Below are 19,553 nucleotides of genomic sequence, written 5' to 3'. Positions count from 1 at the left end.
ACCCATACGCAACCCTGTTCTAATTTGCGCATATAGTTTTTATATCAACTATAATGACGCTAATTTATGACCCGACATGACTGACAGACACGATGTGTCCACACTGGATGAGACGTTTTTTCCCGGCATGGCACTAACCTTCCGGGTTATGCGGCTGGCAACGCTATGGCGTACAGGCTTAGACCGTGCGTTACGCCCACACGGTATGACACTGGCTGTCATGCGCCCCATGGCCTACCTGCGGATGCTCCCCAAGGGCGCAACCCAGCGTGACCTTGCCCACACCATGAACATAGATTGCTCAGCATTGGTCCGCGTTCTGGACCTGCTGGAAAAACAGGGGCTTATTACCCGCAAGCCCGATGCGCAGGACCGCCGCGCCAAACGCCTGTTCCTGACAGAGGCCGGGCAGGAACAGTGCCGCCTGTTCCACCAGATTGCCGCCGATCTGGAGCAGGACATAAAACAGGCCCTTCCGCCTACCCAGACCGATGCCCTGATACATTCCTTGTCCACCCTGCTTGAAGCACACCATGCCAACACAATCTGACCTGCCAGCCGCTGCTCCATCGTTCCTGCAATGGATCAGCAGTCGCGTTGCCCCGGCACTGTTTACCAACGATGCCAGATGGAACGGTTTTGTGGCGACTGCTGGCTATACGGCACGGGTGTTTCTGTCCGTTGGGATTGCCCTTTTTCTGGCATTCGTTTTCCAGCTCCAGTCCCCGCTGAGCGCGGCCACGACCGTGCTGATTGTGGCAAACCCCACCGTGGGGGCCATGGTTTCCAAAAGTGTGTGGCGTCTTATCGGCACCCTGATCGGGGCGACCATTAGCGTTGGGGTTATGGCCATTTTTGTGCAATCCCCGGTTTTGTATTTTGCTGTTCTGTCCGTTTTTGTTGGCCTTGCCTGTATGGTAGCCACGTTCCTGCGTTTTTTCCGGGCGTATGCGGCCGTACTTACCGGCTATACAATTGTAATTATTGCGGCACCCGCCTTCGCCAACCCAGATGGCATTTTTCTATCTGCCATGAGCCGCCTTTCCGTTGTGGCAACCGGCATTGTGGTAACGGCCTGCGTGTTCATGGTTACATCTCCCCGCAAACCCAGCACAGTGCTTTACAAACTGGGGCAGGCTTTCCGGGAAACGGTTCTCCACGCCAGAACTTTCCATAAAGCTGAGAGCGAACGGGTTACGCCCGAAGCGCTAGAAACAACCGTGATCAACACACTGGAAAAACAGGAACAAAAAGCAGCTGCAGCCAACACGGCTTTCCGCGGGTTCGGCCAGCCAATCTACGACAGCCGCAGCAAATTACTGGCCAACATGGCGGGCCTGACTCCCGCCATAGAATTTGCCGCAGCCGACGACCCGGATATGCAAAACCGTGTGCGCAACCTGCGCCTGTGCCTGAGCCGCCTGACCGGACTGATTGTGAGCTACCACCCGTACTGGCTAACTTTTTCTGCCGGGGTAGAGGAAACACGAAGTGTTCACCTGCTGGTTGCGCAAACTCTGGGCCGCGTGCTGGAGTTAAGCGAACAGCCGGACTGGCTGAAAAACCCAACCCCTCTTTCCACCTGCCTGCACGATGCGCTGAAAACTCTGGAACAGCTTGCCCGCCAGACATCCAACCCCGCCACACTGGCCGCGCTGGATAACACGCGGGATGCACTGGTACAGATGGATCTGGCCCTGCATGACCTGACCAGCCTGCGGCCGGACCGCACACAGGCCAACATTCAGCCCTATCTGGAATGGCCAACAGCATTGCGTAACGGTGTGCGAGGCAGCTTTATTGCCCTGCTGGCCGGTATGTTATGGTATATTCTGCACTGGAGTTCTGGCCCACTGCTGATCATATACACCGTTGCCGCATCCAGCCTTTTGTCCACCACCCCTTCTGCCGCCAAGGCCAGCCCCATGATGGCAACTGGCACCATGCTGGCTATTCCCATGGGGTTTTTATGCCATACGCTGGCCCTGCCACGCATAGATGGCTATCCATTGCTCTGGCTCAGCCTGTGCCTGTTCCTGCTGCCCGGTGTGTGGTTGCAATTCCACCCACGCTACAGCATTGGTGCATTTGGCTATGCCGTCTTTTTTACCATGATGCTCTCGGTCGATAACCCGATTGTTTATAATGACCTGACCCTGACCAACAACTGGATGAGTATTCTGGTTGCCTGCGCGCTACTGGCAGTGGTGTTTAGGGTTATTCTACCTGCTGACCACAGGCTGGATGCCGCCCGACTGGTCACATCGCTCACCCGTAGTATTCAAAAACTGGCCCGCACACCCTCCGACCGTACGGAACCATGGGTCGCATGGGAGGGGCTGCAACTCCAGAAAATCTCGCGTTTGATGATGCGCCTTTCCTTTATGTCCACCAACATAGACCGCCAAGGCTATACGGATGCCGCGTTTGCATCGCTCTCGCTCGGGCGGTTGATTGTCCGGCTTAAATGGAACGCCGCCCATGCAACGCTGGACCCACAGGCCCATGCCGCACTGGACAAAGCTTTTAAAGCTTTTTCCCTGCTACGCCATAATCCGGCAGAAACAGCCGGTGCGCTCCGGCAGGCAGCTCTTGCCATCCGCACCATTCCAACGGAAGAAGCCGGGCTTTCCCTAACGCGGGACAGAACCTTGTCCTGCCTGGAGCAGGCGGCGAGCATTATTCTTTCAATCCCCGGTTTTTTCCATGACCATGGCCCCATCCAGCTAACGGAAGATAGTCCACTGGCGGCCACAACCGTTTCTGTGCATCCTGCACCGGCCTCCACTTTTACGAGGTAGGGGCAGCGCCCCGCCCTCGAATACTGTAAAAAACAAATTTTTGAGAGCGATGAACTTTATAAAACCATTTAATAAATTAGTTTTTACGGCATTAATTTATTTTTTATGGGAACTTAAACCAAAAACACCTCTTATAAACGAGCCATTACATGAATTAACACAAGAAGAACCACCATGGCTCAAACTGACCTTTCGTCACATATCCCACTGCGTGCCAACCCTGCACCTCTTGGTCTTATGGGGTTTGGCATGACCACCATTTTACTCAACCTGCACAATGCGGGGTTTGTGCCCATGGGATCGGCCATTTTGGCCATGGGCCTGCTTTTTGGCGGAATAGCCCAGATTATTGCGGGTATATTGGAGTACGGTGCTGGCAATACCTTCGGTATGACCGCTTTTATCTCCTACGGTGCATTCTGGCTTACTCTGGTTGCGCTTATTGCCATGCCACACACTGGCATTGTTGCTGCCAGCTCACCCGAACTGGTGGGGAGCTATCTGCTCCTTTGGGGATTATTCACCTTTGTCCTGTTTTTGGGCACGCTGCGCGCCACACGCGCTCATCAGGTTATTTTTGGCACGCTGGTCATTCTGTTTGTCCTGCTTGGACTTGCAGACCTGCTGGCCCAACCCGGCCTGACTGTACTGGCTGGATATGAAGGGCTGGTTTGCGGCCTGTCCGCTGTTTATCTGGCCGCGGCAGAAATTCTGGAAATCCAGTTCAAACGCAGCGTTTTGCCCGTTGGTCCCTACTCCCCAACAGCAGGTTAAACACCCAACCTGCTGTTACAGGCAGCTTTGCGCTTATTCTGCCAAAGCTGCCTCCAGAGGTCGCACATCCACCGCCGCCAGTACGCGTGGATGCCAGATGGGCATATTATCCCGGTCAATCAGGCGGGCTCTCACCCCTTCAATAAAATCCGGGCGTCCGAGCATGTACCGCACCAGACGCCCTTCAATAGCAAATGCCTCCTGCAAGGAAGACGCCCTCCGTGCTGCGTGCCAACCATACCACGCGGCAAAAATGGATGTTGGACACCCACGCGCTATACTTTTTAAATCCGATCTAGCCGTAGGGTGCTTACCACGTTCCACACCCCGCACAATCTGCTCCAGACTGGCCGATGGATCGTATTCAGCCATAGCAGGGACTTCTGCTGGTGCAGATAAGGGCCGGATCAGCTCAAACACCTCTTCTGCCGGTTTAAGCGCCAGCAAACCGCGCAGATCATCCAGACTTTCGGATGGAATAACATAGTCCGCAAATCCCATGCTCTGGGCCTCTGCCCCATTCATGCGGCCTCCGGTAAGTGCCAGACGCAGCCCTGCTCCACCGGGTGCACGGGATAAAAGCCATGACCCACCGGCATCGGGCACCAGCCCTATGGCGGTTTCTGGCATGGCAATAACGGACCGCTCGGTTACAACGCGGTAGCGCGCATGTCCGCCCAGCCCAACACCACCCCCCATGGCTATGCCATCCATGAACGACACAACGGGTTTGGAATAATCCGCGATCAACTGCATGGTCTGGTAAACGCGGTTCATCAGCACAAAGGCAGCATCGGGGCCAAACATAACCAGCATATCGCGTATGGCTTTAAGGTCTCCTCCAGCACAGAACGCACGAGAGGAACTGCTTTGCAGCAATACGGTGTGCACAAAAGGGTCATGCCGCCAGGCATTAAGAACACGCTCAATGCCGATTGCCATTTCCAGATCCACAGCATTCAGCCGTTTGGGCTTATCGAGCATAATGCATCCCAGACGCCCCCGCCGGGCCGTTCGCACGCACGTCGTGCCGGAAAGAGCGTCCTCGATCATTGCTTTCCTCTTTGTTTCATGCACAAACACGTAGCCATCAACCGTTATGATGAGGACAGCAGATGTTGGCTCCGGAGACCAGTGCCTATCGTGAAGCCATGGCCAGATTGGGTGCGGCCGTTAATATTGTAACAACAGGAACACTGGATAACCCGGTTGGATTCACTGCCTCTGCCGTTTGTTCTGTTACCGATACGCCACCCACATTGCTGGTCTGCCTGAATCGCAGCAGCCGTGCGCGCACCGCCTTTTATGAGGGGGGAGCGTTATGCGTCAATGTTCTCGCATCCAGCCAGCAGAATCTCTCCAACCATTTTGCCAGTCCGAACAGCATGGAAGAGCGCTTTGCAATCGGGCACTGGCACACATTGGCCACTGGTGCGCCCGTATTGCAGGAGGCTGTGGCAACCTTTGACTGCCTGATCAACCAGATTGTGGAGGTCGGCACCCACAGTGTTATTTTTGGTGCCGTACAAGGTATTGTGTGCCACAATACAGCCGAAGGGCTTGTTTATTTTAACCGAAAGTACCACGCTCTTCCCTGTCATCAGGGTTAACGGCTACCGCTATGGTGGCCCCCTGCCAAAAAGGAGCATGACTGATGGTCCGTAAACCCGTCTCCAAGCGTGCACTTGCCATTCCGGCCACACAAAATCAGATGATGATCGCCCTGTATGCCGCATTGGTCGGGGCTGTTGTTCTTGGCTCTGGCCTTAACTGGCTCCTGACCTGACCGGCCAACACCCCTGCTCCGCCCATCTGCGCCAGCATTAACGCCCACGCAGATGGGCTATGCCATTCGCTGCGGCAAATACGACACTCCCCAACAGCGCAATCCAGAAGGACGCGGGGCAATCCGTTAGCCAGGAAAGGCACAGCCCCCCCCATGCTTCAAACAAAGCGAGGGCAAAGGCTGCCGCCATGCCCTGCATGGGGCCAAATCCCAGCCGCAGGCTGGCGGCGGCGGGGGCCACCATAAGAGTAAAAACCAGCAGCACACCGGTAATTTGTGAACACATTGCCGAGGCAATACCCACCAGCGCCAAAAACAGCACATCCAACAAGCGCAGGTTAACGCCTTTTGCCTCCGCCACCTCTGGCTGAAGAGAAGCAAACAACAGAGGTCTGCTCATAACTGCAAGACCCATAACACAGCCAATAGCCAATGCTCCCAACCAGTAAAGGCTGGAAGGGGCAATGCCCAGAATATCGCCAAACAGCAAGGCCGTGGCTGCCCCGGCAGAATGGGTTAAAAAATGCAGGCAGAGTGCGCCTGTCCCCATGGCGAGGGAGAGAACAAGCCCGATCATGACATCGCGCCCGACAAAGCGGTCACTGGCAACTCCCATGCCCATGCCGCTAAGAACAGCGCTCAGCCCAAACCCTAAAAAAGCAGGCTCGCCCCACAGCAAAGCAGCCGCAGCCCCGGCAAACCCAACATGAGATAGGGCATGGCTGGCAAAACTTTGCCCACGCAGCACCAAAAACCACCCTACCGGGCCGCAAACCAGAGCAGCCAGAAAAGCCGCAACAAACGCCGTGCACATAAACTCGTAAGCGAACATTAACGCGTGTGCTCCGCACAGTCACAACAATGCAGGGTATCCGCCCCGCCATCGGCCACCACAAACAGGCGGCCATCCGCCCGCACGACCTCGACCGGAGCACCATACAAAGCCGTTAGCGCCGGAGTCGTCATAACCTCATCCACGTTCCCCAACAGCGCTTTGCCGTGTGCCAGATAAAGAACATGGTCCATAAAACCCATAAGTGGATTAATGTCGTGCGTAGAGAACAGAACCGTTAACCCACGCTCACGCGCCAGATCGTGGATACGGCGCGTTGTCTCCCGCATCCGTGCAGGGTCCAGACTGGCCAGAGGCTCATCAAGCAACAGAATGCGAGGATGATCCAGCAAGGCCTGCGCCAGCAGAAGGCGCTGCCGCTCCCCGCCAGATAAGGACATAACGGGACGTGCGGCCAGTTCCCACGCATCGACCGCGTTCAGCGCCGCGTTAACTTCCGCCCGTTCGGCAGCCGAATACCACGGCACGCCCCACACCCGGCCACGCAAGGCGGCAGCCACCATGTGCCACCCACTTAATTGCCCGGCCACCATGCGCCGCATCTGGGGCATATACCCCACAGGCATACGCCCCTTGCCAAAGCGCTGCCCTTCCACCAGAACATGGCCCTGTTCTGGTGTGTTCAAACCCAGAATGGTGCGGAACAGAGATGTTTTGCCAGCGCCATTCCCCCCCAGAACAGCCACAAAGCTCCCCGGAGGAATGGCAAAACTGACATGGTCCAGCACACGCCGCCCACCGTATGAAACAGTGAGTTGCCCAGCCTCAATGGCTGGAGTGATCACTGCTGCACTCCCAGCAGCTGACCAGTCTGTGTTAAAATACCATGCACCCAGACCTGCCAGTGCTGACGTGGGGGCAGCATTTCCGACAAGGGCATCATGGGAACGTTGGACTGTTTGGCCAGTTCCAGCAGATGACGGACCGATGGTTCTTCCACCTGCTGGTTATAGACCAGCAGCTTCAGGCGGCGGTCCTTCAGATCACTTTCGAACGTTGCAACCGTAGAAGGCGCAGGCTCCACATCATTCATAATTGCAAGCTGGTATGCCTGCTCATCCATCTGCAATCCCAATAGATCTGACAGCGGTGTAAACAATGGTTCGGTTGCAGCAATGTGCATTCCTGCAACATGGGCTTTCAACAAGTTGGCATGGGCCTGAATGGCCTGAATGGCCAGTTGCATTTTTTCCGCCCGACCTGCGTATCCATCCGCATGTTCGGGGTCGATATGCGCGCAGGCTTCGGCAAAATGCTTAACAAAGGCACTCACGGCCTCCACATTAAACCACAGGTGCGGATTGCCTCCCTCCTGCCAGGGGGACCACGAATCGGCTTTGACATACCGGGCAGGCAACAGGCCAGAAGCGGCTACCAGCTTGTCGGCCCATGTATCGTACCCGGCACCATTGGCCACAACCAGTTCTGCCGCAGCAATCATACGTGCATCGGTCGGGGTTGCCTGATACTCATGCGGGTCAACTGTGGGGGAGGACAGAATAGCCACGACCCGCATATCCGGCGCGGCAATCTGGGCAGCAATATCCCCCCATGTGTTTTCCGCAGCTACAACCAATGGCAGGTTAGCGGCCTTTGCCGTTCCCCCACCCAACCCGAGCGTTCCCACAACAGCCAACGCACAAAGGGCAGTTTTTAGCGCCCAACCCTGTCTTTTTTTCACCGGGAAACCCATGATGCCAATGCCTCAATCAATGATATGTAATAATATTACATTACTTCTCTCTCTCCGTCACCTCTCTCAACATATCTGGCCTTCCTCTTCTGGCTCGTTTACGCTAGAAACAAGAGAGAACGGATGATGAACATGCAGACCAGAACGCCCCCTTCTTCCCTGCCGGACAACAGCTACGGATTCTCCGACCGTATTCAGCAGCAACTCGACCATGCTGGCCGGCTCTGCGCCTTGCAGGGTGGACGTATGACCGCCCAGCGGCGGGATGTTCTGGGTCTTGTGCTGAGTGCTACCACGCCGGTGGGCGCATACGACCTGCTGGAACAGCTCAAAACCTCCGGGCGCAAACCAGCCCCTCCCACCATTTACCGCGCACTCGACTTTTTGCTTGAGCATGGCCTGATCCACCGTATTGAGCGCCTGTCTGCTTTTGTGCCCTGCACACACCTGCTACATGACCATGCGCACGACCACTCCCACGACCACACGGATGCCTGCCTGCACAGCGCCCAGTTCCTGATCTGCCGGAACTGCGGTGGCGTGACCGAAATTGCAGATGCACCACGTGTGCTGGACGTGCTCAAAAATATTTGCGGCAAAAAAAACTTTACCATGCAAAGTGCATCGGTCGAAGTGGAAGGATTGTGCGAGGACTGCACACACTCCACCACTGGCCAGAAGGGGCATACCCCCACCCCTAACTGATGGAACGGCTCCCCAAACCCGGCCCTGTTCAGCCAGACCTGCCTGCCCTGCCATTTGGCAAGGGCTGCAAACCAATTCGATCTGGCAAAAAAACATTCAAAACAGCATCATCCAAGCACAGCACACAACAGCAGCCCGACCTGTTTGCTCTGCCACTCCCTCCTCTACCCCGCTCCCACTTTTTACCGGACGAAATTCGCTTAAGCGTTGTGCCCGCACCAGAAAAAATACAACCAGAAGGCGAAGACGCTTTTTTGTATCTTGTGGTTTCTCAAGACAGGGCAGGCCATCTGATGGCAACAGGTTTGCCCATTAACCGGCGCTCCCCCCTGATGGTCACAGAACGATCAGGAATTATGTTCTGGCTTGCAAAAATAGCCGACACAACAGCAGGCGATTCCGATACAAGTCCAGTTGTGCTCCGCTTCAAACGTTCCCTTGTTGCACAGGCACTGGAGCAGGACCCAGACCATACGGCAGAATTTTCTACCCCATGCTATCTGCTCAGTGGCAACTAAACATTCTTGATAATCAGGCCCGGTTTTATGACAGACGACGTTCTTCTCGCACAAACAACCCGGAATGGCATTGTTGAATCCTGCCATTATGGTGCTGCCATTGTTATGGATGCCCAAGGCAAAACCGTTTTTTCCGCAGGAGATTGCGCAACACCCATTTTCCCCCGCTCCACGGTCAAGGCGTTACAGGCCCTACCTTTGCTGACCGAAGGAGCCGCGGACAAATTTGCCCTGCTGGATACGGCATTGGCGCTGGCCTGTGCCTCCCACCAAGGTGAACCTGCACATATTGCCGTTGCATCCGACATGCTGGCCCGTACCGGGTTTGATTACGGCGTGCTTGAATGCGGCACACACTGGCCGCTAGATACAACCAGTGCCCGCGCACTGGCGGCATCTGGTCAAACACCATGTGCTTTGCATAACTGCTGCTCGGGCAAACATTCCGGCTTTATCTGTCTGGCCTGTGCAACCGGGCAGGATGTGGCAAACTATGTCCGCCCCGAACATCCTATTATGCAAACCATTGCCCATACACTTGAAGATGTAACTGGCACCCCACACACCTCGGCCAATATGGCGATCGATGGTTGCGCCATTCCTACATGGGCCATTCCCCTGTCTGCTCTGGCACTGGCGTATGCGCGTTTTGCATCTGGCACGGGCTTATCCCCCGAACGCGCAGCCGCTGCTTTGCGTTTGCGCCATGCCATTGCCAGCAATCCTTTTATGGTTGCAGGCACGGGCCAGTTTGACACACTGGTGATGGAAGAACTCGCCCCAAAAGTGCTGACCAAAATGGGAGCGGAAGGCGTGATGATTGTCGCCCTCCCTGAGCAGGGGCTAGGTATGGCAATTAAATGCCGGGACGGTGGTGTGCGCGCAGCAGAAACAGCGGCCGCAGCCCTGATTGCCCGCTTTGCCCAAATCGACCATTCTCCGATTTTAAGCCATTTTATGCGCCGCCCCCTCAAAAACTGGAACGGGCAACTGGTTGGCGAACTCCGGGCATCCTCATTACTTGCCCAGAACTTTTTACCATTCAGCGTAACGGATAACGCATAACAACAAAAACCCCGGATAGCCTGACCAGCTATCCGGGGTTTTGTATTCTGGAAGTTTTAGAGCAGTTACCTGCTCCACCACCAGCTATTGGCGATCAAACCAGTTTCAATCTGCTCAAATAAGCAAACAGTAGACGACGGTTTTAAGCCTTATGCTTTGGGCGTGCGGGGGCGACGTGGAGCGGCCGCTTTACGCTTACGGGCCGGTGCTGCTTTTTCTGCATCGGCAACGGCTTCTGCTGCCAGCCGTTCATAACGCTTGCGACGGCGACGTTCCTGCACAATACGCAGTTTTTCAACGGCGGACAGGTGTTTGGTGCTTTCCACCTCTTCCACCTTGGCGGCACGTTTGCGAGGAGCTTTTGTTGCGGGTTTGACTGCCGCCACAACTTCTACTGCTGCCTTGCGCGTTGACTTGCGACCACGAGCAGGTACTGCCTGCACAACTTCCGGCTCAGCGGCAACAGCTTTGGCACGAGTTGTGCGTGTTGCTGTTTTTGCGGGCTTAGCGGCGGCGCGGGTTGGCTTGGCAGGGGCTTCCACCACAACAGCCTTGCTTTTTGCACGGCGCGCTGGCTTGGCGGGCTCTTCCACCGGTGTTGCAACAACTTTACTGGTTTTTCTGGCTGTTGCTGGCTTTGCCACTTTTTCCGCCTTCGTCACTTTACGGGCGGCTGCGGGCTGGCGGGTTTTGCGCGTTGTGGGAGCAGGCACTTCCACCTCAAAAATTTCTTCCACCACTTCCTGTTTTACGCGCGGCGCGCGCTTTTTGGGGGTGGAAACAACAGCCGCACGTGCTGGGGTACGTTTGCCTGCAACAGCCTTGCGGCCTTTTTTTGTCTCACTCATTCCTGCATCCCTTTTTATCTCCTTCCAAAAATTCAAGAAGATAAAACAATATTTTTAAAACCAATAAACCGAACCAGTCCCTAGCATGACCTGCGATATCAGACTTCATGCTTATTTCTCTCTTTACATAACAAAAATCAACGAAAATGCAAAAAAATACTCTTGTCTTTTCAAGAATAGATACAACAGTTCCACCCATTACCCGCCACTTGTTCTACTCATGTTCGCAAAACTGTCATACCATGAAGATATTGCCCCCATGGTCAAAGAAACCCTATGATCAGGGAGAGCTTTTTACCTTCCGTCATTCAGGACCCCGATCATGAAAATTAATGGCACTCCGTACCGCAGCGTATGGGTTGATGAAAAAGACGGCTGGTCCGTGCATATTTTTGACCAGACACGCCTCCCTTTTGCGCTGGATGTCCTTCAGCTCACCACCCCGGAGCAGGTTGCTCATGCCATTAAAACCATGCAGGTCCGTGGCGCACCTCTGATTGGTGCCGTTGCGGCCTATGGGCTGGCTCTTGCCCTGCGCACGGACAGTGCCGATAGCGCACTGGAACAGCAGGCTGCCATGCTGGCAGCAACCCGCCCCACAGCCATAAACCTGCGTTGGGCGATTGAAAGAATGCTCAACCACCTGCGCCCACTTCCTCCAGCGGAGCGCGTAGCCGCAGCTTACGCGGAAGCCGGGCTGATTTGTGATGAAGACGCAGCCCAGAACGAGGCCATTGGTCTGCACGGGCTGGAGCTCCTGCGCACACTGGCTGCACAACGCGGCAAGAATGACAAAATCAACATCCTGACCCACTGCAATGCAGGGTGGATTGCCACAGTGGACTGGGGCACAGCCCTTGCCCCCATTTACATGGCGCATGATGAAGGGCTGAACGTACACGTGTGGGTGGACGAAACACGGCCGCGCAACCAGGGAGCGGCTTTGACTGCATGGGAACTTGGTAGCCACGGCGTGCCCCATACCGTTATTGCAGACAATGCCGGTGGCCACCTGATGCAACATGGACTGGTGGATATTGTCATTGTCGGCACCGATCGCGTTACGCGCAACGCCGATGTTGCCAATAAAATTGGCACCTACCTCAAGGCGTTGGCAGCGCAGGACAACAATGTGCCATTCTGGGTAGCCCTCCCTTCCACCACCATTGACTGGCGCGTAGCTGATGGGATCCGGGAAATTCCCATTGAAGAACGCTCTGGAGTCGAAATTACCCATATCACCGGGCGGGATGACAGCGGCCAGATCAACCGGGTGCAAATCACACCCGATGGCAGCAAAGCCGCCAATCCGGCATTCGATGTAACACCTGCACGTCTTGTAACCGGATTGATAACGGAAAAAGGCTGCTGCCCGGCAACCCCCGAAGGGTTACTCTCCCTTTTTCCCGAACAGAAATAAAATTATCCTTTTTTTGAAAAAGATTTTTGTTATGTCAGATAATCTTGAAACACCAACAACCCACTTCCTGGCCGCCCACGGGGTCACCTATACGATGCATGATTATGATTATGTATCCGACCCCGGAAAAATTGGCCTCCACGCAGCAGCGGGGATCGGTATTGAACAGGAAAAGGTTTTTAAAACCCTGATGGTGGAGATCGACAAAAAGCAGATTGTCTGTACCGCCATCCCCGTACATCTGAAGATGGACCTTAAAAAGGTGGCCGCCCTATTTGGTGGCCGCAATGCCCGAATGCTGGGAGCAGAAAAAGCAGAAGCCCTTACGGGTTTTCAGGTTGGGGGGATCAGCCCTTTTGGTGCACGCACGGTTGTACCTGTCGTGTTTGACCAAAGTATTCTGGAACTGGATAAGCTCTATATTAACGGTGGGGGTAGAGGGCTTGTTGTGGAACTGGCTCCGACCGATGCCATACGCTGCGTTCAGGCCCAAACGGCAAGCATTACCGTGGATGCTGCGTAAAACAAAACCACCAAAAAGATTGAGGTGCGGGGTAGCAAGGGCATAAAACCTCTTCCACCCTCCATAAAGGACGCCTATTCCTTACCTCAGGGCTTTTTTATTCATGGTGGTCGGCACATCTGTCCACCGGGCCAAAAGCCCTGTTCTGGTATGGAGACAAGATGCCACGCAAGCTGACTGTGGCCCTTCTGGCACCTTTGTGTCTGGCGGCCTGCACCTCCCAGCCCTCTCACACGGGTGGGCGAACCTCCTCCCAGGCTGGGGGGAGCCCATCCGGCACCTATGGTCTGAACAGCCATGTGCCTGATTTTGCCACGCGCAATTATGAACCATTCAACCAGCAGGATGTGGTAGCCATTGCCATGCGCGAATGGCGGCTGTTTGGCAGCCCGGTCAATGATGATGACCCGGAGCAACGGCCAGAGCCACAGGTAGCCGCCGTTAAACCCGAGCGCGCTCCGGGGTTGTGGCAACGTGTAGGGGAATACTGGTGGATTGGTATGGACCCCAGTATGACCGAGGCATCCTGGAGCGGCAAACATAACGCGGATGGGCAACTGACCGACTTTGTGCACGACGGTTTTTTTGCATGGTCTGCGGCATTTATTTCCTACGTTATGCGGATCGCGGGGGCTAATGAGCGTTTCCCCTACTCTCCCAACCATTCAACATACATCAATGCCGCCGCATCCGGGCAGTCACCCATTCTGCGTGCGCATGACCCTGCATCCTACACCCCAAAATCGGGTGATCTGATCTGCGTTGCCCGTGGGCGTAGCAAACAGAGCATCCGATTTTCCAGCCTGCCCACATCCTACGGGTTTCCCGCACATTGCGGCTATGTGGTTGCCACGGGGCAGAATGGACCACCCTTTGGCCACCAGATCAGCATTATTGGCGGTAACATAGACGATGCCGTAGCCCTGACACACGTCCCCACGGACGAGCAGGGGCGGCTGGCAAGCCCCACGGGGCAGAGCTATGACCCACGCTATCCTTGGTGTGCTGTTTTGGAAGTGCTATATGATGCCCAAGAAGAACCGGACGCAGGCAGATAGTGAATCCTCATGGCGCACATACCAGCCTCATGCGTCCGACCTGATCATAGCTAGCAGGGTATAGAGATGACCGAACGCGCAACGCCCTCCACCCATCCCGGCTGGGCCTCGCTCTCCCCCGATATGCCGGGTGCTGTTGGTGGCACCCCCCTTATTCTTCTGCGCAAGGCGTCTGAGGCAACCGGCTGCCAGATTTATGGCAAAGCCGAGTTCATGAACCCCGGCGGCTCCGTAAAAGACCGTGCAGCCCTTGCCATTATTGATGATGCCGAACGCCGTGGCGTGCTGAAACCCGGCGGAACATTGGTCGAAGGCACGGCGGGCAACACGGGCATTGGCTTAACATTGGTCGCCAATGCACGCGGTTATAAGTGCGTTATTGTCATGCCCGAAACGCAAAGCCGGGAAAAAATCGGTTTCCTGCGCATGATCGGTGCAGATCTGCGCCTTGTGCCTGCCAAACCGTACCGTGACCCCGGCAATTATGTCCATGTCTCGCGCCGTCTGGCAGAAGAAAACGGGTGGGTCTGGGCCAACCAGTTTGACAATACTGCAAACCGGGAAGGCCACCGCGCCACCACTGCGCAGGAAATCTGGCAACAGATGGGCGGGCAGGTGGATGCCTTTACCTGCGCATGTGGCACCGGGGGTACGTTGGCTGGCATTGCTCTTGGCCTGCACGATGCAGCTCAACGTGACAACGCAAAAGCTCCGCATATTGTACTGGCAGACCCCGAAGGTTCTGGTCTGTACGGCTGGGTGAAGAACAATGACCTTTCCGTAGCGGGCTCCTCCATTACCGAGGGCATTGGCCAATCCCGCGTGACAGGCAACCTTGAGGGCGCCCCCATAGATGATGCAGAGCGTATCCCGGACCCCGAGGCACTGGACGTCATTTACAGTCTGCTCGGCGAGGAAGGTCTTTCTGTTGGTGGGTCATCTGGCATTAACGTGGCTGCTGCCATCCGTACCGCGCGCAAGCTTGGTCCGGGCCATAGAATTGTGACCATTCTGGCTGATGGTGGTGCGCGGTATGAATCCAAGCTATTCAACCCCACCTTCCTGCGGGAGAAAAATCTGCCAGTCGCTCCATGGCTTGACCAGTAAGACTTAAAGACCAGCCCAAAGAGGGAGCTTACCTCCCTCTTTGGGCATGAGCAGCGCCCCGGCAACACTGCTACATTATGGGGATTTACGCCGGTTATTGGGCTGTATTGTTCACACAAAGGGAGCGCGCTCCAACTTTTAAGCGCGAAACACACATGTCCAAACTTGGTCTTCCCAAAAGCTGGCCTGTGGCAGTCTTCTGCTGTGTGGTCAATTTGACCATCTCTATTGCTGCCTTCTGTATTGGTATTGTTGTTATTCAGGATTTTAACATTTTTCCCGGCATTTTATGGCTCGGTATTTCCGCACTGACACTCTGGCTGTCCGATGTATGCATAGACTGGCATAACCGCCCTCAACCCGGAAAAAACTGAACTTTTTGCGCCCCTCAAGCGCAGATATATCAAGCTATTTTCACCTATAAAAACGGGGCGCATCAAAAATGATGCACCCCGTATTTTGCAACTTACACTCGGCAGCCTGAACCAATACCCGCCGTAACCCTAGGGGTTACGGGAGTCGGTGTTATTCCCACTCAATCGTACCGGGTGGCTTGGAAGTAATGTCGTACGTTACGCGGTTAATACCCCGGACTTCATTCACAATACGCCCGGCAACCTTGGTAAGGAAGCTCATGTCAAACGGATAGACGTCCGCCGTCATCCCATCCGTACTGGTTACCGCACGCAGGGCACAGGCCTGATCGTATGTACGGCCATCGCCCATAACACCCACAGTGCGGACCGGCAGCAGCACAGCAAATGCCTGCCAGATAGCATCGTACAGGCCTGCCGCACGGATTTCTTCCAGAAAAACGGTATCCACCTTCCGTAACAGGTCCAGCTTTTCACGCGTGATGTTACCCGGAATACGAATAGCAAGACCCGGACCGGGGAAGGGATGACGCCCGACAATAACTTCGGGAATCCCCAGTTCACGCCCAAGATCACGCACTTCGTCCTTGAACAGTTCGCGCAGCGGTTCCACCAGCTGCATGTTCATACGCTCGGGCAAACCACCCACATTATGGTGGGATTTAATGGTTACAGACGGCCCACCCGTAAAGCTGACGCTCTCGATCACATCGGGGTAAAGGGTGCCCTGGGCAAGGAACTGCGCTCCACCCAATTTTGTCGCTTCTTCCTCGAACACCTCAACAAACAAGCGGCCAATGGTCTTGCGCTTGATTTCGGGGTCAGTCACCCCGTCCAGCGCTGTCAGGAAGAGATCGGACGCATCCCGGTGGATAAGCTGAATGTTGAACTGACCACGGAAGGTCTTGATCACATCTTCAGCTTCCCCGGCACGCAACATGCCGTGATCAACAAAAATGCAGGTGAGCTGTTCGCCAATGGCCTCGTGGATCAGCACGGCAGCAACAGAAGAATCTACCCCGCCTGACAAACCGCAGATAACCCTGCCAGAACCAACCTGTGCGCGGATACGGGCAATTTCCATCTCGCGGAAACCAGCCATGGTCCACGACCCGGAACAACCGGCCACGTTATGTGTAAAGTTTTCCAGCAGGGCGGCGCCATGGGGCGTATGCACGACTTCGGGGTGGAACTGTACACCGTAAAGGCGACGTCCCTCATCCGCGATAACCGCAAAAGGTGCGCCCTGACTGACGGCAACAGTTCTGAACCCCGGCGGCAAGGCCACCACGCGGTCACCATGGCTCATCCACACCTGTTCGCGGCCACCACGGGCCCATGCACCACGGAACAGGGCGCAATCTTCCACAATATCTACAAAAGCACGGCCAAATTCGCGGTGTTCACCACTTTCGACCTCACCTCCCAATTGTTTGCACATGGCCTGCTGGCCGTAACAAATGCCCAGAACAGGCACGGCCATCTCAAAGACCACATCCGGAATTTTGGGAGCATCGGGACCATTAACGCTGGCAGGACCACCGGACAAAATAATGCCACGCGGTGCAAAAGAACGAATTTTTTCAGCGTCAGTGGTAAAGGGCCAGATTTCGCAATAAACGCCGCTTTCGCGCACGCGGCGGGCAATCAGCTGCGTGACCTGACTACCAAAATCCAGAATCAGAATACGGTCATGGTGCAAGGCTTCATCCAACACAACAAGTGAAGCGGGCTGAGCGGCATCGGACATGGGTAATGGTTCTTTCTGGTCTGCGTCAGGGTCGGCTTTCTTGTGCAGTGGCGACAACACACTCAAGACCTACCACTAAGTAAGTATGACATGCGGATATAAAGCCATGCAGCGCCCTCGTCACCCTATAAAACCAGAATAACGCCTGAATCTGTTTTCCATACAGACTTGCCACAAACAGTTTATGACCCCAGATTCGAAAAGAACGGCACAGGAGATGCTTACCTATGAAAGACAAGCCCTTACGGTTCTGGCGATTTTGCGCCCTGCTGGGTATGGGGCTGGCTGGCTGGCAAACCATGCCTGCACAGGCAGCATCTTCCGCTGCCGAGGACCCCTATGGAGACTGGACCGGCGTGCTTGTTACGGACAAAGGGCAGGACTGCCCGACCGAGGGCCTCTCCTATATGGAAATCAAACCCAAAAAGATGATCTTTGTGCCTGAAACCGGCAATCTGATCCTGCATGGCGTTCCCGACAAGGAACGGCAGCACTACCACGCCCAGCTCATTTTGCAGGATGCCCGAAAGCAGACCCTGCCAATGGTGTTTGAGGCCCACCCGGTGGGAGATACGTTTGAAGGTGTCTATGGCACGCCAACCTGCCGTGCACACATTACCCTGCGCCGCCCCAACAACCATCCGTTGGATAACTTTTTGGGACGAAACTGAAAAATTTTCAAAAAAATGAAATTTAGGGGTTGCCGAGCACAGGATGCTCGGCTAAACACCCTCTCACGGCGCACCCGTAGCTCAACTGGATAGAGCACCAGACTACGAATCTGGGGGTTAGAGGTTCGAGTCCTCTCGGGTGCACCATTCTTCTCCTATCATAAATTTAAAAATTTTTCCAACGCAAGATAATTCATCTTGGCATGGATTTACCGCCATGGATCATGGCCCACCCATAAGCCCGATCCTGCTGGAGCATTCTGCTTGGCAGCTCTCCTTCTGCTACCATCGCAACCAGTAACCCATACCTTCAGGCAATCACGGGTTACTGGCTTACTGACCAAAAAATAAAATATTATTGGGCGACCGGCTTACACACAGCCTGCACTGGCTCGCCATGCATGACGGCCGTGGTAAATGCTGCTGAATCCTTCATGGATGCCAGAACGGCTTCCGAATGATCCTGCCCTTTGTACAAATGGGCCTGCACAACGGTCCCCGCCTTACAGGCGTCCCTGACCAGCATCAACTGACCTTGGGGTGCCACATCCCTGTCTGCCGCACCAATGCCGACAAACAGCGGCACATCCAGCTTAAGAGTTGGGAACAACATGGATTTAAACGCAGGGGCAAGCGCCTGCGGCAAGGTGGGTTCAAACGTATTGGCCCGTGTTAACCCCTCATTTTTAATACGCTCCATAAGCGGGCGTGCACATATTTCCGAAGCCGCGTGGAATGTGGGCATAGCACGCGGCGTAAAAGCCTGCTCGGGTTTGAATGCCGGGTCCAGCCCGGCCTCGGATGCACCAATTAACAGAGCATAGGCCACTACCGGGTCCATTCCATGCGCACCATTCTGTGGTTTGGCACGTAGAACGGTTTTAATAACTTCGGGCGACATATAGGGTATGCCTGTAGCCACAACGCCGCGCACATGCAGTGCCGGAGCATAAGCCGGGGCATATGCAGCGGAGGCAAACGCAGCTCCCGCGCCCTGCGACTGCCCGACAATCAGCACATTATTGCTCAGGTCTGGCAGACCTGCCAACGCTGCGCGTACGCTATCAAGCACGCTGTAGGCCTCGGTTCGGGCATTCAGGTACGGATGCGTGCCATCGCTCCCCAATCCCTGATAATCCGTTGCAACAATAGCAAAACCCCGATGCAGCCATTCGCTCAGATATGTCTGATCTCTGGCAGAACGGGGATTACGGGATGGCGCGCAACTGTCTGCAATACCAACCGTACCATGCGCCCATGCCACAACAGGCCACCCCCCCGCAGGTGCAGGGCCTGAAGGGTAAATAACCACACCAGTAACTGGCACAAGCCCATTACCCGTAACCCCGTTGGTCGAAAGATACTGAATACTCAATGAGGGACCGCTTCCCTCCACACCCAGACCAGAACCCAGCGGACTATGCTGCATTAATGCGCCAGAAACCTGAGCAGGCGGGACCGGCGCTGGCGGCGGTGCAACCTGACAGGCAGCCAATGCAAGCAAAGACACAGCCGCAACAAGGCGCGATACAGACTTCATGGAAAACCCCTTTTTACGGGGCAATCCGCCCCACATTGCAAAAAACCGGACTGAATGAGTGCATTCC

21 protein-coding genes and 1 tRNA gene are annotated in these 19,553 nt (G+C 55.2%); 15 read left to right on the top strand and 7 right to left on the bottom strand.

Translation table 11 applies throughout. The features are described 5' to 3' along the window. Window positions 1-76 precede the first annotated feature (76 nt). The 3 genes from Absy_RS09540 to Absy_RS09530 all read left to right on the top strand — a co-directional run bounded on the left by Absy_RS09540 (window position 77) and on the right by Absy_RS09530 (window position 3,575). Window positions 77-550, top strand: a complete 474-nt coding sequence (locus Absy_RS09540) for a MarR family winged helix-turn-helix transcriptional regulator (protein ID WP_048854521.1) — start codon at window positions 77-79, stop codon at window positions 548-550. Then, window positions 534-2,801, top strand: a complete 2,268-nt coding sequence (locus Absy_RS09535) for an FUSC family protein (RefSeq protein ID WP_048854520.1) — start codon at window positions 534-536, stop codon at window positions 2,799-2,801. Before Absy_RS09540 ends, Absy_RS09535 begins: the two co-directional genes overlap by 17 nt. Before the next feature lie 174 nt (window positions 2,802-2,975). Further along, window positions 2,976-3,575: an acetate uptake transporter gene (locus tag Absy_RS09530; protein ID WP_048854519.1), complete on the top strand. Its 600-nt coding sequence runs from the start codon at window positions 2,976-2,978 to the stop codon at window positions 3,573-3,575. Between the two features lie 33 nt (window positions 3,576-3,608). Here the strand turns inward: Absy_RS09530 and Absy_RS09525 are convergent, their stop codons facing one another. Next, window positions 3,609-4,628: an enoyl-CoA hydratase/isomerase family protein gene (locus Absy_RS09525; protein ID WP_048854518.1), complete on the bottom strand. Its 1,020-nt coding sequence runs from the start codon at window positions 4,626-4,628 to the stop codon at window positions 3,609-3,611. 62 nt (window positions 4,629-4,690) lie between these two features. Between Absy_RS09525 and Absy_RS09520 the strand changes: the two genes are divergently transcribed. After that, window positions 4,691-5,185 (top strand): flavin reductase, encoded by a 495-nt coding sequence (locus Absy_RS09520; RefSeq protein ID WP_048854517.1) that lies wholly within the window; start codon window positions 4,691-4,693, stop codon window positions 5,183-5,185. A 44-nt stretch (window positions 5,186-5,229) separates the two neighbouring features. Then, a complete protein-coding gene (locus Absy_RS12890) occupies window positions 5,230-5,361 on the top strand; it encodes a hypothetical protein (RefSeq protein ID WP_257006234.1) in 132 nt (43 codons plus the stop codon). 37 nt (window positions 5,362-5,398) lie between these two features. Here the strand turns inward: Absy_RS12890 and Absy_RS09515 are convergent, their stop codons facing one another. The 3 genes from Absy_RS09515 to Absy_RS09505 are packed head-to-tail and all read right to left on the bottom strand — an operon-like array spanning window position 5,399 to window position 7,895. Then, window positions 5,399-6,193 carry a metal ABC transporter permease gene (locus Absy_RS09515; protein WP_048854516.1) on the bottom strand — a complete coding sequence of 265 codons (795 nt, stop codon included), beginning with the start codon at window positions 6,191-6,193 and terminating at the stop codon, window positions 5,399-5,401. Continuing rightward, window positions 6,193-6,999, bottom strand: a complete 807-nt coding sequence (locus Absy_RS09510) for a metal ABC transporter ATP-binding protein (protein ID WP_048854515.1) — start codon at window positions 6,997-6,999, stop codon at window positions 6,193-6,195. Before Absy_RS09510 ends, Absy_RS09515 begins: the two co-directional genes overlap by 1 nt. Further along, a complete protein-coding gene (locus Absy_RS09505) occupies window positions 6,996-7,895 on the bottom strand; it encodes a metal ABC transporter solute-binding protein, Zn/Mn family (RefSeq protein ID WP_245614792.1) in 900 nt (299 codons plus the stop codon). Before Absy_RS09505 ends, Absy_RS09510 begins: the two co-directional genes overlap by 4 nt. Before the next feature lie 135 nt (window positions 7,896-8,030). Between Absy_RS09505 and Absy_RS09500 the strand changes: the two genes are divergently transcribed. The 3 genes from Absy_RS09500 to Absy_RS09490 are packed head-to-tail and all read left to right on the top strand — an operon-like array spanning window position 8,031 to window position 10,195. Next, window positions 8,031-8,612 carry a Fur family transcriptional regulator gene (locus Absy_RS09500; RefSeq protein ID WP_084597071.1) on the top strand — a complete coding sequence of 194 codons (582 nt, stop codon included), beginning with the start codon at window positions 8,031-8,033 and terminating at the stop codon, window positions 8,610-8,612. After that, window positions 8,612-9,130, top strand: a complete 519-nt coding sequence (locus Absy_RS09495; protein WP_245614791.1) for a hypothetical protein — start codon at window positions 8,612-8,614, stop codon at window positions 9,128-9,130. Before Absy_RS09500 ends, Absy_RS09495 begins: the two co-directional genes overlap by 1 nt. 27 nt (window positions 9,131-9,157) lie before the next feature. Beyond that, a complete protein-coding gene (locus Absy_RS09490) occupies window positions 9,158-10,195 on the top strand; it encodes an asparaginase (protein ID WP_048854513.1) in 1,038 nt (345 codons plus the stop codon). A 149-nt stretch (window positions 10,196-10,344) separates the two neighbouring features. Here Absy_RS09490 and Absy_RS09485 read toward each other — a convergent pair whose 3' ends face one another. After that, a complete protein-coding gene (locus tag Absy_RS09485) occupies window positions 10,345-11,043 on the bottom strand; it encodes a hypothetical protein (protein WP_048854512.1) in 699 nt (232 codons plus the stop codon). A gap of 322 nt (window positions 11,044-11,365) precedes the next feature. Here Absy_RS09485 and mtnA point away from each other — a divergent pair, with 322 nt between their 5' ends. The 5 genes from mtnA (at window position 11,366) to Absy_RS09460 (ending at window position 15,525) form a co-directional block, all read left to right on the top strand. Beyond that, window positions 11,366-12,463, top strand: coding sequence for an S-methyl-5-thioribose-1-phosphate isomerase (gene mtnA, locus Absy_RS09480; RefSeq protein WP_048854511.1), 1,098 nt, complete (start codon window positions 11,366-11,368; stop codon window positions 12,461-12,463). Between the two features lie 31 nt (window positions 12,464-12,494). Continuing rightward, on the top strand, window positions 12,495-12,986 hold the full coding sequence (locus tag Absy_RS09475; protein ID WP_048854542.1) for an aminoacyl-tRNA deacylase: 492 nt from the start codon (window positions 12,495-12,497) through the stop codon (window positions 12,984-12,986). Between the two features lie 161 nt (window positions 12,987-13,147). Then, complete coding sequence (locus Absy_RS09470; protein WP_048854510.1) at window positions 13,148-14,044, top strand: DUF2272 domain-containing protein; 897 nt, start codon at window positions 13,148-13,150, stop codon at window positions 14,042-14,044. A 66-nt stretch (window positions 14,045-14,110) separates the two neighbouring features. Next, window positions 14,111-15,151, top strand: coding sequence for a cysteine synthase A (locus Absy_RS09465; protein ID WP_048854509.1), 1,041 nt, complete (start codon window positions 14,111-14,113; stop codon window positions 15,149-15,151). A 155-nt stretch (window positions 15,152-15,306) separates the two neighbouring features. Continuing rightward, window positions 15,307-15,525, top strand: a complete 219-nt coding sequence (locus Absy_RS09460; protein ID WP_048854541.1) for a hypothetical protein — start codon at window positions 15,307-15,309, stop codon at window positions 15,523-15,525. 151 nt (window positions 15,526-15,676) lie between these two features. Here the strand turns inward: Absy_RS09460 and guaA are convergent, their stop codons facing one another. Further along, window positions 15,677-17,275: a glutamine-hydrolyzing GMP synthase gene (gene guaA / locus Absy_RS09455; protein ID WP_048854508.1), complete on the bottom strand. Its 1,599-nt coding sequence runs from the start codon at window positions 17,273-17,275 to the stop codon at window positions 15,677-15,679. A 227-nt stretch (window positions 17,276-17,502) separates the two neighbouring features. On the opposite strand from guaA, the gene Absy_RS09450 reads away from it, so the two are divergent. After that, complete coding sequence (locus Absy_RS09450; RefSeq protein ID WP_048854507.1) at window positions 17,503-17,946, top strand: hypothetical protein; 444 nt, start codon at window positions 17,503-17,505, stop codon at window positions 17,944-17,946. A 70-nt stretch (window positions 17,947-18,016) separates the two neighbouring features. Continuing rightward, window positions 18,017-18,093, top strand: a tRNA-Arg gene (locus Absy_RS09445). A gap of 208 nt (window positions 18,094-18,301) precedes the next feature. Here the strand turns inward: Absy_RS09445 and Absy_RS09440 are convergent. Then, window positions 18,302-19,486 carry a lipase family protein gene (locus tag Absy_RS09440; protein ID WP_084597069.1) on the bottom strand — a complete coding sequence of 395 codons (1,185 nt, stop codon included), beginning with the start codon at window positions 19,484-19,486 and terminating at the stop codon, window positions 18,302-18,304. Window positions 19,487-19,553: the final 67 nt, after the last annotated feature.

This window comes from Acetobacter syzygii (genome assembly GCF_000964225.1).
Classification (GTDB): Bacteria; Pseudomonadota; Alphaproteobacteria; order Acetobacterales; family Acetobacteraceae; genus Acetobacter; species Acetobacter syzygii.
The sequence above is the reverse complement of the archived record's forward strand: the minus strand, read 5'-3'. Positions and strand labels throughout refer to the sequence as shown.

What these genes read in the sequence shown, in the direction of transcription:
- Absy_RS09540 (WP_048854521.1), top strand. Translation starts at nt 77, where the DNA reads ATGACTGACAGACACGATGTGTCCACACTGGATGAGACGTTTTTTCCC.
- Absy_RS09535 (WP_048854520.1), top strand. Translation starts at nt 534, where the DNA reads ATGCCAACACAATCTGACCTGCCAGCCGCTGCTCCATCGTTCCTGCAA.
- Absy_RS09530 (WP_048854519.1), top strand. Translation starts at nt 2,976, where the DNA reads ATGGCTCAAACTGACCTTTCGTCACATATCCCACTGCGTGCCAACCCT.
- Absy_RS09525 (WP_048854518.1), bottom strand. Translation starts at nt 4,628, where the DNA reads ATGATCGAGGACGCTCTTTCCGGCACGACGTGCGTGCGAACGGCCCGG.
- Absy_RS09520 (WP_048854517.1), top strand. Translation starts at nt 4,691, where the DNA reads ATGTTGGCTCCGGAGACCAGTGCCTATCGTGAAGCCATGGCCAGATTG.
- Absy_RS12890 (WP_257006234.1), top strand. Translation starts at nt 5,230, where the DNA reads ATGGTCCGTAAACCCGTCTCCAAGCGTGCACTTGCCATTCCGGCCACA.
- Absy_RS09515 (WP_048854516.1), bottom strand. Translation starts at nt 6,193, where the DNA reads ATGTTCGCTTACGAGTTTATGTGCACGGCGTTTGTTGCGGCTTTTCTG.
- Absy_RS09500 (WP_084597071.1), top strand. Translation starts at nt 8,031, where the DNA reads ATGATGAACATGCAGACCAGAACGCCCCCTTCTTCCCTGCCGGACAAC.
- Absy_RS09495 (WP_245614791.1), top strand. Translation starts at nt 8,612, where the DNA reads ATGGAACGGCTCCCCAAACCCGGCCCTGTTCAGCCAGACCTGCCTGCC.
- Absy_RS09490 (WP_048854513.1), top strand. Translation starts at nt 9,158, where the DNA reads ATGACAGACGACGTTCTTCTCGCACAAACAACCCGGAATGGCATTGTT.
- Absy_RS09485 (WP_048854512.1), bottom strand. Translation starts at nt 11,043, where the DNA reads ATGAGTGAGACAAAAAAAGGCCGCAAGGCTGTTGCAGGCAAACGTACC.
- mtnA (WP_048854511.1), top strand. Translation starts at nt 11,366, where the DNA reads ATGAAAATTAATGGCACTCCGTACCGCAGCGTATGGGTTGATGAAAAA.
- Absy_RS09475 (WP_048854542.1), top strand. Translation starts at nt 12,495, where the DNA reads ATGTCAGATAATCTTGAAACACCAACAACCCACTTCCTGGCCGCCCAC.
- Absy_RS09470 (WP_048854510.1), top strand. Translation starts at nt 13,148, where the DNA reads ATGCCACGCAAGCTGACTGTGGCCCTTCTGGCACCTTTGTGTCTGGCG.
- Absy_RS09465 (WP_048854509.1), top strand. Translation starts at nt 14,111, where the DNA reads ATGACCGAACGCGCAACGCCCTCCACCCATCCCGGCTGGGCCTCGCTC.
- Absy_RS09460 (WP_048854541.1), top strand. Translation starts at nt 15,307, where the DNA reads ATGTCCAAACTTGGTCTTCCCAAAAGCTGGCCTGTGGCAGTCTTCTGC.
- guaA (WP_048854508.1), bottom strand. Translation starts at nt 17,275, where the DNA reads ATGTCCGATGCCGCTCAGCCCGCTTCACTTGTTGTGTTGGATGAAGCC.
- Absy_RS09450 (WP_048854507.1), top strand. Translation starts at nt 17,503, where the DNA reads ATGAAAGACAAGCCCTTACGGTTCTGGCGATTTTGCGCCCTGCTGGGT.
- Absy_RS09440 (WP_084597069.1), bottom strand. Translation starts at nt 19,486, where the DNA reads ATGAAGTCTGTATCGCGCCTTGTTGCGGCTGTGTCTTTGCTTGCATTG.